General features: G+C 37.6%; 10 protein-coding genes and 1 pseudogene. 8 read left to right on the top strand and 3 right to left on the bottom strand.

Going from position 1 to position 13305, the window contains the following annotated elements; translation table 11 throughout:
* The first annotated feature begins 15 nt into the window (after positions 1-15).
* The 3 genes from leuC to ilvA all read left to right on the top strand — a co-directional run bounded on the left by leuC (position 16) and on the right by ilvA (position 3051).
* On the top strand, positions 16-1422 hold the full coding sequence (leuC, locus tag D9782_RS22170) for a 3-isopropylmalate dehydratase large subunit (RefSeq protein WP_121605768.1): 1407 nt from the start codon (positions 16-18) through the stop codon (positions 1420-1422).
* 12 nt (positions 1423-1434) lie between these two features.
* Positions 1435-2016 carry a 3-isopropylmalate dehydratase small subunit gene (leuD, locus tag D9782_RS22165; protein WP_121605767.1) on the top strand — a complete coding sequence of 194 codons (582 nt, stop codon included), beginning with the start codon at positions 1435-1437 and terminating at the stop codon, positions 2014-2016.
* A 75-nt stretch (positions 2017-2091) separates the two neighbouring features.
* On the top strand, positions 2092-3051 hold the full coding sequence (ilvA, locus tag D9782_RS22160; protein ID WP_121605766.1) for a threonine ammonia-lyase: 960 nt from the start codon (positions 2092-2094) through the stop codon (positions 3049-3051).
* Between the two features lie 823 nt (positions 3052-3874).
* On the opposite strand, the gene D9782_RS22155 is transcribed toward ilvA, so the two are convergent.
* The 3 genes from D9782_RS22155 to D9782_RS22145 form a co-directional block, all read right to left on the bottom strand.
* The gene (locus D9782_RS22155; protein WP_121605765.1) at positions 3875-4747 is read right to left on the bottom strand and encodes a YitT family protein; all 873 of its coding nucleotides are present in this window, start codon (positions 4745-4747) and stop codon (positions 3875-3877) included.
* A 613-nt stretch (positions 4748-5360) separates the two neighbouring features.
* Positions 5361-5867 carry an SRPBCC family protein gene (locus D9782_RS22150; RefSeq protein ID WP_162986490.1) on the bottom strand — a complete coding sequence of 169 codons (507 nt, stop codon included), beginning with the start codon at positions 5865-5867 and terminating at the stop codon, positions 5361-5363.
* Positions 5868-5956: 89 nt separating this feature from the next.
* Positions 5957-6802 (bottom strand): AraC family transcriptional regulator, encoded by an 846-nt coding sequence (locus D9782_RS22145; protein WP_026679850.1) that lies wholly within the window; start codon positions 6800-6802, stop codon positions 5957-5959.
* Positions 6803-6970: 168 nt separating this feature from the next.
* Here D9782_RS22145 and D9782_RS22140 point away from each other — a divergent pair, with 168 nt between their 5' ends.
* The 5 genes and pseudogenes from D9782_RS22140 to D9782_RS23255 all read left to right on the top strand — a co-directional run bounded on the left by D9782_RS22140 (position 6971) and on the right by D9782_RS23255 (position 12814).
* A complete protein-coding gene (locus tag D9782_RS22140) occupies positions 6971-8320 on the top strand; it encodes a carbohydrate ABC transporter substrate-binding protein (protein WP_121605763.1) in 1350 nt (449 codons plus the stop codon).
* 430 nt (positions 8321-8750) lie between these two features.
* Positions 8751-9577, top strand: a pseudogene (locus D9782_RS22135) (carbohydrate ABC transporter permease).
* Between the two features lie 17 nt (positions 9578-9594).
* Positions 9595-10476, top strand: a complete 882-nt coding sequence (locus tag D9782_RS22130; protein ID WP_026679853.1) for a carbohydrate ABC transporter permease — start codon at positions 9595-9597, stop codon at positions 10474-10476.
* 9 nt (positions 10477-10485) lie between these two features.
* Positions 10486-12657 carry a 1,3-beta-galactosyl-N-acetylhexosamine phosphorylase gene (gnpA, locus tag D9782_RS22125; RefSeq protein WP_121605953.1) on the top strand — a complete coding sequence of 724 codons (2172 nt, stop codon included), beginning with the start codon at positions 10486-10488 and terminating at the stop codon, positions 12655-12657.
* The gene (locus D9782_RS23255) at positions 12647-12814 is read left to right on the top strand and encodes a DUF6903 family protein (protein ID WP_162986489.1); all 168 of its coding nucleotides are present in this window, start codon (positions 12647-12649) and stop codon (positions 12812-12814) included. The genes gnpA and D9782_RS23255 overlap by 11 nt, the downstream gene beginning before the upstream one ends.
* Positions 12815-13305: the final 491 nt, after the last annotated feature.

Genomic DNA, 13305 nt, shown 5'->3' with positions numbered 1-13305 from the left:
TGGAGGTGTAAAATGATGGGCCGGTCAAAAACAATTATTGAAAAAATTTGGGAAAAACATGTGATTTATCAAGAGCAAGAAAAACCAGATCTTCTTTATATCGACTTGCATTTAATTCATGAAGTGACTTCTCCACAGGCTTTTGAAGGTCTGCGGATAAACAAACGAAAGGTACGAAGACCTGACTTGACTTTTGCAACGATGGATCATAATGTACCGACGAGAAATCGAGATGTAATAAAAGATGAGATATCCCGTAAACAGATGGAAACATTAAAGGAAAATTGTCAGGAAAATAATATTCCATTAGCAGATATGTTTCATCCAGATCAAGGTATAGTCCATGTTATTGGACCTGAACTAGGTCTAACGCAGCCTGGTAAAACCATTGTCTGTGGTGATAGTCATACTTCTACACACGGTGCTTTTGGGGCGTTAGCTTTTGGAATTGGAACAAGTGAAGTAGAGCATGTTTTAGCAACACAAACGATTTGGCAAGAACGTCCAAAAACGTTAAATGTGCATGTAGAAGGTGATCTTGGTGCAGGAGTAACAGCAAAGGATTTAATTCTTGCAATTATTGCGAAATTTGGTGTTCGTTTTGGTACTGGATACGTGATGGAGTATACAGGCGAAGCAATTCGTAACCTTTCTATGGAAGGAAGAATGACAGTATGTAATATGTCAATTGAAGCAGGTGCAAGGGCTGGCTTGATCAGTCCTGATGAAACTACAGTTGAATTTTTACGAGGAAGGGTTCATGTACCGAAGGATGAAGCCTTCACAACTATAGCTCAGGACTGGTTAGCTTTAGCAACAGATGATGGAGCGGTTTATGACAAGACAGTAACAATCCGCGGTGACGAAGTGGAGCCGCAGGTAACTTGGGGAACGAATCCAGGAATGTGTGTACCGGTTAGTGGAACAACTCCAAATTTGAATGACGTGGAATATAAGCAAGATGTTGAACGTGCCCTACATTACATGGGATTAAACGAAAATCAACCAATTTCCTCTATTCATATTGATCATGTATTTATCGGTTCTTGTACAAATTCGCGCTTAAGTGATTTGCGAAGGGCTGCGGAAATTGTTAAAGGAAAACATGTTCACGCTAATGTTAGAGCTATTGTTGTGCCAGGTTCATTTAGCATAAAGAGGCAGGCAGAACAGGAAGGATTAGATAAAATCTTTCAGGATGCTGGATTTGAATGGCGAGAAGCTGGATGTAGCATGTGCCTTGCGATGAATGATGATATCGTTCCTCCGGAGGGGAGATGTGCCTCTACATCAAATCGTAATTTTGAAGGAAGACAGGGAAATGGTGCACGTACACATCTTGTAAGTCCAGAAATGGCAGCGGCAGCAGCTATTGAAGGACATTTTGTAGACGTTCGCAATTATGCAGGTGTGGCGTTGTAAGGAGGGAAAAAGTTGAAAGCGATCAAAAACCATACAGGACTTGTGTATCCATTGAATCGAACAAATATTGATACTGATCAAATTATTCCAAAGCAGTTTTTAAAACGAATTGAGCGCACAGGATTCGGTCAGTTTTTATTCTATCATTGGCGATTTGATAACGAAGGAAATAAACGCCAAGACTTTAGTCTTAATAAGGAGCGTTATCAACATGCATCGATTTTAGTGGCAGGAGAAAATTTTGGTTGTGGATCTTCTAGAGAGCACGCTCCATGGGCATTGCTAGACTATGGTTTTCGAGTAATTATCGCTCCAAGCTTTGCAGATATATTTTATAATAATGCTTTAAAGAACGGAATTATCTTAATTAAGATAGAAGAAGAGCAGGTAAAGCAATGGCTTGAAGAAGCAGACATTGGGAATCTATCGTTATCAATAGATTTGGAAGATCAAAAAATATTTGAGGGAAATAAGGAATATCATTTCCAGATACCCGCATATCATAAGGAGAAACTATTAAATGGTTGGGATGATATCGCCTTAACGCTTCTGCATGAAGAAAAGATTGAAATCTATGAGAATAGCAATAATTGATCATACAACGAGCAAACATACAAGGAGAGTGAAGGAATTGGGAATTGCTTAACAGGTGAAAAGGTTCACACCGCCATGCAGCGACTGACTCCAATCGTGCATCGGACACCACTATTAACTTCGCAAACAACAAATAATTTCGTTGGTAAACATGTCTATTTCAAGATGGAGAATCAACAGAAAACGGGCGCCTTTAAGTTTAGAGGAGCTACGTTTAAGTTGATGCAACTGACAAAGGAACAATTAAAAAGAGGAGTTATTACTGCGTCAGCAGGGAATCACGCGCAAGGCGTTGCGTATGCAGCGGCTAAACTTGGAACGAAGGCTACCATTTACATGGCGGAGAAAACACCTTTAGCCAAAGTTAATGCAACACGCAACTATGGTGCTCAAGTGGTTCTAACGGGAGAAACCTTTCAGGAGGCATATGAAGCTTCATTAAAAAAACAAATGCAGACTGGGTCGGTTTATATTCATCCTTTTGATGATTATGATGTAATGGCAGGTCAAGGAACTATCGCCATGGAAATGCTCAGGCAAGAAGATCGAATGGATACCATTCTTGTACCAGTCGGCGGTGGAGGCTTAATAAGTGGAATAGCAATCGCTGCTAAGTATGTGAATCGCAATATCAAAATTATTGGGGTGCAAGCTAGCGGGGCAGCTGCCATATATGATAGTTTTCATTCAGATCGAATACAAAATTTAAAATCGGTGGATACCATTGCAGAGGGAATTGCTGTGAAAAAGCCTGGTAAACGAACCTTGCCACTTATTAAGAAGTATGTTGATGATCTTGTGACTGTTTCGGACGAAGAAATTGCTGCAGCAATTGTCTATATGCTTGAGCGTAACAAGACGTTAATGGAAGGAGCGGGAGCAGCAACATTAGCAGCATTGTTTGCCCATAATAATCAAATCAAATCACGACACTGTGGGCTAATTGTTAGTGGTGGGAATATGGATATTGGTGCAATGGCCAACATTCAGCAGCTGGCCAATCGTTTACACCATCCGGTATTAGTAAATTCTTAATTATAAATCGTTGGGTGAGGTAGATATATTCTGGGATTTTTTCCTTGTTCGAAAAAAATCCGCGGCAAAAGTACGAGCTGAAGATCCCGCAGGAAAGCGAAGCATTTTGACTAAGCGATGAATGAACTATCTATCTCTAAAACAAAAACCCAAACTTTATCTAAATGATTTCAGATAAGGTTTGGGTTTTTTATCTTAGTCTAGGAAATGATAAAATTTGCCCATGTGAATAAATAGAAGCGTGTTGAGCCGCGTCGTCCAGCACAAGCACCCAGAAACGAGGCGACTTCATAAATCGCTCTAATCTAAGTCATCATCGGCTCGCAAGCTCACCATGATTCCTTTATGTTCGTTGACTCGCTCCAGTCACACGTTTCAAATCGGGCGCTTGCACTTTTGTTCCTAAAGATTCTTTTGTCCTAGCCTCAAGCTTTTTCAGGGTTATACGAAAAATTGATGTAGTGGTTAAGCTCAATAAGTAAGTGTTTCTTTTGCTGTAATTTCTTTTATCCCACCTATAAATGGCAGTAAGACCTCCATTTCAAGCAGTAAAGTGAAACGAATGTTGGTAGTAGGAGGATAGCTGCCAGTATATGTTCGATTGGTTCAAAGGCCTTTAGGTCATCCTCTTGTGGTATTAACCATCTGTGGAGATAATCAAAACCCTCAACCGATTGAAGTTTCACTTTATCGTTACATGTTACATTTTATACGATGTCTTTTTTGATAGAAACATGTAATCCCTGTAATTTAAATAGAAGCTGGCCATCGAGACGTTTTGACAACCTGAAGATTTATCATGATTCCTTTATTGAAGGTATCGTTAAAGCTTTTGACCATAATACTTATCCAAAGAAAAGCCTCTACCTAAAATCTCCGATGCATTAATAAAGATGACAAAGGAATCCGGTTCGTCTCTTTGTAAAATTTTCTTTAAATGAAAGGCTTCCTGTTGTTCAGCTACACAAAGTATCATTGTTTTATCGCTATGTGAATACCCTCCAACTGAACGAACCTTTGTCAACCCACGATCAATTTCGTCACGGATTAGTGACTGAATATGTTCCTCTTTTTCCGTAATAATTAATATTAGTTTGGTAGCTGAAGTTTGTAGCTGCACAATATCGATCGTTTTGCTTGTAATGTAAATACACATGAGCGCAAATAGGGTTAATTCTAGGTTAAATACAATAATGGATGAGATAACAACAAAACCGTCAACAATGAGTTGTGAATAACCGCTTGATAGGCCTGTGAATTTCTTTACAATTTGAGCAATTGCTGCTGTACCCCCAGTAGAACCATTACCTTTATAAACAATGCCTAGACCTATTCCGAGAATAATTCCTCCATAGATAGCTCCTAGAATTGGGTTTGTTATCGTATACGGAATATTTGCACTTGCCCATATTATAAACGGTACCCAAAATGTTCCTACTAATGTCTTCCAACTGAAATCTTTTCCAAGTGTTAGCCAGCCGATAATAAAGATAGGGATATTTATTAGAAGCTGCGTATAAGCTGGGCTTAAGGAATACATTTCAAAGAGAATTGTGCTAATCCCAGAAATACCACCTGCAGCTAACTTTGAGGGTAGCAAAAATAAATTATAGGATAGAGCAACAAGTGTAGCTCCAAAAATAATTTGCGCATAAGATAATACGGTTTTATTTATGTGTTTTGTAATTCCTGACATAACAAAAGATCCTTTCCTGATAGCCTAGTAACGGATTTATTCTATCATGAAGGATCTATACTGTCGAACTTTGACATAGAAAATAGTCTGTTAAGTATTTATCACACCTTTAATTGGCGGTAATACCACCCAATTCAAGCAAGAAAGTGAAAGTACTATTGGTAAGTGGGAGATTAACTGCCAGTAAAGTCCAATTGGTTCAAAGGCCTTTAGGTCATACCCTTGTGGTACTAACCATCCGTGGGGATAAACAAAACCCCCAAACTTATTGAAGCTTTCACTTTATAGGAGTACTCTCACGTTGGAAATTTCTTTTACATATTTAACAAAGTTTTAATTATTTTTCACCCCTGGTAAAAGTGGATATACACGTTTAGAACAAACATGGCTTCTCACGGAGTTTCGCTATTGCTTTTCCAGCAGGGCGAGGAAGACCGCTCTGCTAGACATGGCACGAAGAAAATGCCTAGATCATTTTTGAGAAGGCTTCCTGCTTCTCTACTGTTCTTTAGCGATTCCCAGTCTTTGACGGAATTCGGGTATACTTTTCATCGCCCGTTCGTAAATCTAAACTCCTGCAAGCTCACGATAAAAAGCAGTGGAATAATAACTATTATTGCATAACCGCGGACCTTCTTGTCTGAATATGTTCGATGACATTATCTGTGAAATCAGCCGTTACTTTGGATAAAAATGGTCTTAAGCAAGAGTTAATCATCGAACCAGCAATGCCCTTAGCTGTTATAGAGAGTGAACCTGTCATTTTCGTTTGATTTTCTGCTAGTTTATGGGCTTGAAAATAGCCGCTTCCTTTGACATGGTTGTTCGTACTAGCTAAAGTGAATGCTATTTTATTCGGACTTTGCCATTCCGTGACGGATAATGATAATCGAACACTTTTTTCCATAAAGCCAATATCTCCTTTGCATATCCAAATCGATTGTTTAGCATTTACCATCGTATGTTGCTGATATCCTGGAACGAGACTAGCCCAATTATTGATATCGTTAACAAAGTCCCATATTTCTTCAATAGGAATATCTACCTTTCGTTCACAAATACTGCTTGGCAAAGCAACATTACCTCCCCATAAACCTAAAGTGATGATACACCCTTTCAAGTATATGCAATAACTCCTTAATTAGAATAAAAGCTTCCATTTTAGTGAATCCAAATATTCGTATTACAGATCACCTGATATTTTGCTTGCTATTTAACGACCAACGTTTCTTTCCTCTGTCTACGATAAGCGGATGGTGTTTGATTTGTAGCCCGTTTAAATGCTTGTGTGAAAAACGATTGAGAAGAGAAGCCGGTGAATTCAGCAATATTACCAATGTGATAGTCTGTTGTATCTAATAGTATTTTTGCTTCTCGTATTCGTACTTGATTTAGATATTCAATTGGTGATATTCCCATATCTTTTTTAAATGTATGTGCCAAATAATATTTATTGATATGCCCGATTTCTGCCAATGTATCAAGGGTGATTGGTTCTCTGTAATTCTGATTTATATAGTACATAATAAATGCGGCGGCTTTGTTGATATTTTTGGGTTCTGTTTTTTGAATTTCTAACATTTTGCCTCTTCGAAGCTTTACCATCAAGATTTCAATGATATTTTGGCAGATAACTTCATACTCTTCATTCCCTTGCTGCACTTCGTTAAGTAAACTATGCAGGTAGAAGAGAATATTCTCACGATCGCCCTGATAAGTATATAAGCCCATTTGCGAACTATTTTCTTTAACATGAGCAAAGGTTAGTCCTTCAATTCCTAGAGCAATATATTCAAGTGAGTCGTACAGATTGGATTTTTCGGTATGTTCAACATTTGGATTTATTATTACTAAATCATTTTCTTTAACTGGAATTTCATGATTGGAAAGCAGAAATGATCCTTTACCTTTAACGATATAAAATAATTCTGTAAAGTGATGGGTGTGCTTTGTACTATGCCAGCCTCGGTCGTATTCTGAATGTGTGATATAAAGTAATTTAAATGGCACATTTCTTGTAGCAAATTCCTTCACTTTATAAACTTCGTAGGACATTGCTCCACCCCTTACTATTATTTGAAATTTCTATCAATTATTAATTTTATAGGAGTAAAGCTTAAAAAGCAATATTTATAAAAAAGTCAACAAGATGTTGATTGTGTAAGCGTTTTAATATAGGTACGATAAAGATATATTATTATTAAATAAGGGGGTTTACGTATCGTGAAAAACAAGAAATCGATAATATTAATCTCTTTTCTATTTGTAGGACTTATCTTAGCGGCTTGCTCAGGAGGAGAGGATGTTAATTCAAAGGAATCAGAGGAGAGTGGAGGTGGCAAAGAAACAACCTTACATGTTGCTGCCTTAGAGTCAGCTTATGGAACTGAAATGTGGGACCAGATTGCTGAATCGTATGAGGCAGCTAATAAAAATATTAATATTGAATTAACAATTGAAAAGAATCTAGAGGAAGTAATTCGACCTAATATGCAGGCAGGTGAGTATCCAGACGTATTATTACTGGCTACCAATAGACCAGAGGCATTGACGGAAACATTAATTAAAGAAAATGGTCTAGAAAATATAAGCGATGTATTGAATATGAACATACCAACCGAAAAAGTGACAGTTAATAAAAAACTTTTAGATGGATTTACCGATACGCTTGCAACTAATCCATATGCTAATGGTGAGACCTATCTAGCTCCAATGTTCTATAGTCCAACTGGATTATTCTTTAATGCTGGACTATTTGAAGAAAAAGGCTGGAAAGTTCCTGAAACATGGGATGAAATGTGGGAGCTAGGTGAAAAAGCGAAAAAAGAAGGTATCTCTTTGTTTACGTATCCTACAACAGGGTATTTTGATACTTTAGTTGGCTCCATGCTTTATGCTGCAGGTGGTCCGGAGTTTTACAATGCTGCAATGACTTATGAGGACGGAATTTGGGAAACAGAAGAGGCATCTCAAGTATTACAAACGATAGAAAAATTAGCAGAGTATACGCATTCGGACACTGTTGCAAATGCAAATCCGAATGATTTCACAAAAAACCAGCAATTCATCCTAGATAACAAAGCATTATTTATGCCGAACGGTAATTGGGTTGTAGATGAAATGAAAGAAGCTCCACGTTCAAAAAATTTCCAATGGGGGATGACATCTATACCCGCATTTGAGAAAAGTGGTGATCGTTATGCATTCACATTCTTTGAACAAATTTGGATTCCAGCTGCAGCTAAACATAAGGATGAAGCGAAGGAATTTATAACATATATGTATTCTGATGAAGCAGCATCTATCTTCCTTGATGCTGGTGCAGTACAACCAATTAATGGTATTACGAAAAAGCTAGAGGGACAGAAACAAACATTTTATAGCATTTATGAAGAGGAAGGAGCGCTTCCAGCAATGGGGACATTTGCTTCTACAGAACCTGTACCAGGAGCGAGCATGGGGGATACACTGTACGGAACAATTGACAGTGTAATGAGTGGTGAAACTTCTTTCGAAGAGTGGCAAGCCGAAATGGAAGAAGTAAGTGATAAGCTAAGACCGGCTATGAACTAATCCAAAGCTATATAGGGGGTTCTGATCGCTTATTAGTTGATGATAATAGAACGGTAAGCTTGTTTGATTTCTTACCGTTTTTATTAGATGAATCCATCATGAGAAATGGATGTAAGAAATAGTTTACCCCGCATGTAACTGGCAGTAAGATCCCACTTCAAGTAATAAAGCGAAATATTGGTGAGGGGAGGATCAACTACCAGTAAATGTCCGATTGGTTCAAGGGCCTTTAGGTTATACCCTTATGTTATTAACAATCAGTGAGGGATAGACAAAATCCCATTAATTGAAGTTTCCCTTTATTATTTTTTAGATGTTTAGCCTGAATGAATTTCACTTTGTTGGGACCAAAAAGAGGTGAACATTTTTGAGTAAAACGAAATCACGAAATATATTTATCGGAGTATGTGTAATACCAGCTCTCATTTTGATGGTTATTTTTATGTTTATACCAACATTTGAGGTTTTTCGGATGTCTTTGTACCGCTGGGGGGATTTTCAAATACACAACAATTTGTCGGTTTGGATAATTTTAGACTTCTATGGAATGATATGAATTTCATTCGATCATTTCAGAATTCTATTCTCTTAATAGTTGTAGTAGCAATTCTTACATTTATTTTTGCAGTGTTTTTTGCAGCTATTCTAACAAAAGAGAAGGTCAGAGGAGGAAACTTTTTTCGAGTCATCTTTTATATTCCAAATATACTATCCATTGTAGTTATAGCTGGTATATTTTCAGCCATATATGATCCTTCCAATGGATTGTTAAATAGTGTTTTAGGAATGTTTCAATTAGATACATTTCAGCAAATGTGGCTAGGTGATCAGAAAATAGTTATCTATAGTCTTGCGGGTGCTCTAGTCTGGCAAGCCATTGGTTATTATATGGTTATGTATATGTCAAGTATGGCTAGTATACCAGCTAGCTTCTATGAGGCGGCGTCATTGGAGGGAGCAAGTAAATTAAAACAATTTACCAGCATTACATTACCATTGATATGGAATAATATTCGAACAACATTAACATTTTATATCATCAGCACGATTAATCTAAGCTTCTTGTTAGTTAAGGCATTGACAGGTGGAGGACCTGACGGATCAACAGAAGTATTCCTATCCTATATGTATGACCAAGCCTATGGTAATTCTACCTTTGGCTATGGAATGGCAATTGGTGTAGTAGTGTTTATTTTTTCTTTTACCTTAGCAGCGATTGTAAGTCACATCACGAAACGTGACGTCTTAGAGTATTAAGGGGGTGCTAATATCTCATGAAAGATTCAAAGGAACGGAGTACCGATGCTCTATATAAACTATTTATCTATGTAGCTTTAATTACCTTAGCGGTTTCAATTGTTATACCAGTTGCCTGGGTATTCCTTGCTGCTATTAAAGAAAACGTCGAGTTTTATGGAAGCCCATGGAGCTTACCACATGGTTTTCATTTTCAAAATTTTATAGAAGCATTTCAGGAAGCGCGAATGGGAGAATATCTGTTTAATTCAATAATGGTTACCGTATTAGCTTTATTCATTTTGCTAGTAATAGCCTTACCAGCGGCGTATGTCTTATCCAGGTTTAGTTTTAGAGGGAATAAATTATTAAACATGATTGTTAAAGCAGGGTTATTCATTAATGTCAGCTATATTACTGTGCCAATTTTCTTAATGCTCTTAGATTTGGATATGGGATTAAAGAGTTTAATAGATAATGGATTTTTATTAAACAATCGTGCTGTACTTGCACTCGTTTATGCCGCAACTGCTTTACCATTTACGATTTATCTTCTATCAAGCTATTTTCAGACATTGCCTTCTGATTTTGAAGAAGCCGCTAGTATTGATGGTGCAGGATATTATCGCACCATGTTTTCCATTATGTTGCCGATGGCAATGCCAAGTATTGTTATCGTCATTCTTTTTAATTTCTTGTTATTTTGGAATGAATATATTATGGCACTTACACTAATGCCAGGAGGGAATCAAACGCTGCCAGTTGGTTTGTTAAACTTAATGGCTGCTGAACGATCAGCTGTTAACTATGGTCCAATGTATGCGGGAATGGTAATTGTTATGTTACCGACATTAATTTTATATATTATCGTGCAAAAGCGCTTAACACAAGGAATGACTGTAGGAGGAGTGAAAGGGTAGGTGTCACAATTGAAAAAGTTAACCGGAAGAGTTACGCTACCGAGTCAACAGAATTTTTTGGAGGAAACAAAAGAATTAATGGATCGCTGGGGAGCAGATGCGCTTCGAGATAGTGATGGGACAAAATTAGATGAAGAAATCAAACAATTAGATGCGAAAATCTATACGACTTACTTTGTAGCACGTAGTCATAATGACTTTGCTAAACAGCATCCAGAGGAAATGCAACAGCTATATTTAATGTCACAATATAATACAGCAATAGACACTGAGCTGGAAGTGTCTTTCTTGACAGGATATTTTGAAGAGCAGATTCAACCAGATTATTTGCATGACCCTAAAAAGTGGTGGGAAGTAATCGATAGGACTACTGGTGAGGTTGTGCCAGCAAATCATTGGATAGTAAAAAAGGAGACAAATAGCTTACTTATATTTAAAGCCAAACCATGGCATGAATATACGGTTTCATTCTTAGCATTTATGAAATGGGATCCGACACAAATGTATAATCATATAACGAACGATTGGAGAGATAAGCCACATGAAATTCCATTCGATGTTCGGCAGCCTCATTCTAAACAATTTATGCGCAATTATTTAAAAACCTGGCTAGCAGAAAATCCAGCAACTGATGTTGTTCGCTTTACGACGTTTTTTTATCACTTTACCTTAGTATTTAACAATCTAGGTAAAGAAAAATTTGTTGACTGGTTCGGTTACGGTGCTAGTGTATCTGTAGCTGCTTTAGAAGCATTTGAAAAAGAAAAAGGATATCGTCTGCGACCAGAAGATATTGTCGATAAAGGCTATTATAATTCTACCTTTCGAATTCCCTCCAGAGCTTACTTAGATTATATGGATTTTATTCAACGATTTGTTGCTAAGGAAGTAAAAGAATTAGTTGAAATTGTACATGCAAGTGGTAAGGAGTCGATGATGTTTTTGGGAGATAATTGGATAGGGACAGAGCCTTACGGAGCCTATTTCAAAGAGACAGGTATGGATGCTGTAGTTGGAAGTGTTGGAGATGGGGCAACATTACGAATGATTTCTGATATCCCAGATGTGAAGTATACGGAAGGTCGTTTTCTACCTTACTTCTTTCCCGATACGTTTCATGATAAGAATAACCCAGTAATTGAAGCAAATAACAATTGGCTGACAGCGAGAAGAGCTCTAATGCGTAAACCTTTGGACAGAATTGGCTATGGCGGATATCTAAGCTTGGCATATAAATTCCCCGATTTTGTAGCTTGTGTAGAAAAGATTACAGACGAATTTCGTGAAATTTACGATACTATAAATGGCGTGAAGCCTTATACTGGATTAAAGGTGGCAATTTTAAATGCATGGGGAAGGATTCGTACATGGCAGACCTATATGGTAGCACATGGAAAGTGGTATAAACAGGCCTATTCATATCAGGGGGTTTTAGAGGCTCTTAGTGGTTCAGCGGTAGACGTAGATTTTATTAGTTTTGACGATGTCATACAGCATGGTGTGCCTAAAGATGTTGATGTCCTTATTAATGCCGGAGATGCTGGTACAGCATTCTCTGGTGGAGAACGATGGAAAGAAGAGGACTTACTTTCTGTTATAAGAGAATGGGTTTATCATGGAGGAGGATTTATCGGTATTGGAGAACCGACTGCTTATCATCGTGAAGGACGCTACTTTCAACTAGCAGATGTATTAGGTGTAGAAAAGGAATTAGGCTTTAGCTTATCGACAAATAAATATTTTACGGAAAAGAACGAATCACATTTTATTTCCCAGGATATACAGGCATTTGATTTCGGAGAAGGTATGAAAAATGTGTATGCCTTAAGGGAAGTTACGGATATTATTGAACATACGAATGAGGGGTTGCAACTCGCTAGTACAGCCTTCGGTAAAGGGCGTAGTGTGTACATTGCAGGTCTTCCCTATAGTCATGAGAATACAAGACTATTACTAAGGGCGATGTATTACGCAGCTCATAAGGAGATGGCTTTATACAAATGGCATACTTCCAATGTCCATTGTGAAATACATGTATACCCTGAAATTAAAAAATTTGCCGTTGTCAATAACTCAAATGTACAGCAAGTTACAGATGTATATATAGAAAATGGTGAAAAATATCAAGTACGATTAGAAGCAAGTGAGATTAAATGGGAGGATTACACAAATGAAAGATAGAGTCTTTCGCATCTTAAAGGTAGTTTTCTTTCTCTTTTGTATGTATCTGATTCTTAATGGTCAGCGAACAGTAGGTCATTGGGAATTGTTTACGCAATTAATCGGGCTATCAGGTTTATTGTTGTTGCTTTGGAATTATAATCGTAAATTCACTTAAGCACGGCGCTAAAAAGCCAGCAAAACCTTTAGGATATATTTCCTCAAGGTATTGTTTATAATCTAGGAAATTATAAAATTTGCCCATGTGATAAATAAGCGCGTGTTGAGCTTTGTCCAGCTCTAGCACCCAGAAACGAGGCGACTTCACGAATTGTCCTAATCTAAGTCATTATCGGCTCACAAGCCCACCATGATTCCTTTATCTCCGTTGATTCACTTCAGTCGCTACGTCTCTAATTGGGCGCTTGCGCTTTTGTTCTAAGTTAAGAAAGTATAAAATCAGTGCAATGACTGCGTTAAGCCAAGTAGTTATTTTGAAATGTTTGATGTATATTGGCAATGCTCCGACTAATTACTTCGCTTTCCGTGGGCACGGCCTCAACTAACTTTGCAAAGAAGAACACGTTGCAAAGTGGATTTTTGGCTCGCGCTATTCCCGCAGGAGTCTACGTAATTCGTCTCCGCTATGAGAAGGTGCAACAATTCTTG

Origin of the sequence: Virgibacillus sp. Bac332 (genome assembly GCF_003667785.1) — a bacterium.
GTDB lineage: Bacteria > Bacillota > Bacilli > Bacillales > Amphibacillaceae > Virgibacillus > Virgibacillus salarius.
Note: the sequence above shows the minus strand (reverse complement) of the source record. Positions and strands in the feature narration are given on the sequence as shown.